Raw genomic sequence first — 579 nt, 5'->3', positions numbered from 1 at the left:
GTTTGCGACGCTCCTGAAAACCCTTGCCCGGCACTCGCCCTCGGCATCTGGATTTTTACTTCGTAGTTTTGGTAAGTAGCTCTGATTTTTAATGGACAAAGTACGTATTGATAAGTGGCTCTGGGCCGCACGTTTTTATAAAACCCGCAGCATTGCCAAACAGGCGATCGAAGGCGGCAAGGTGCACGCCGAAGGCCAGCGGGTGAAAGCCAGCAAAGACATTTCCACCGGCATGCTCCTCACTATCCGTCAGGGATGGGATGAGAAAGTCGTAGAAGTCATCGCTCTCTCCGACCAGCGACGCGGGGCGGATATCGCACAGACGCTGTATCGGGAAACCGAGGAAAGCGTCGCCAAGCGGGAACAGTTTGCGGCGGAACGCAAAGCCAACAATGCAACGATTTCCCACGAGCGCCCCAACAAAAAGCAGCGCCGGCAGATCCACAGGTTTCTGCGCGAATCGCAAGACTGATCAGTCTCCGCCAACCCCGCAGGATCCAGGCTCAGCGGTACGGAGTACAAAAGCCCAATGCGAAGGGCGGGTGCCGGGTGGAGCTTTTCAGGAGCGTCGCAAACAGG

At 56.3% G+C, this 579-nt stretch carries 1 protein-coding gene; it reads left to right on the top strand.

All coding sequences use genetic code 11. The features are described 5' to 3' along the window. Positions 1–91 precede the first annotated feature (91 nt). Complete coding sequence (locus B4U49_RS00320; RefSeq protein ID WP_078082637.1) at positions 92–472, top strand: RNA-binding S4 domain-containing protein; 381 nt, start codon at positions 92–94, stop codon at positions 470–472. Positions 473–579: the final 107 nt, after the last annotated feature.

The organism is Microbulbifer mangrovi (genome assembly GCF_002009015.1).
GTDB classification, from domain to species: Bacteria; Pseudomonadota; Gammaproteobacteria; order Pseudomonadales; family Cellvibrionaceae; genus Microbulbifer; species Microbulbifer mangrovi.
Note: the sequence above shows the minus strand (reverse complement) of the source record. Positions and strands in the feature narration are given on the sequence as shown.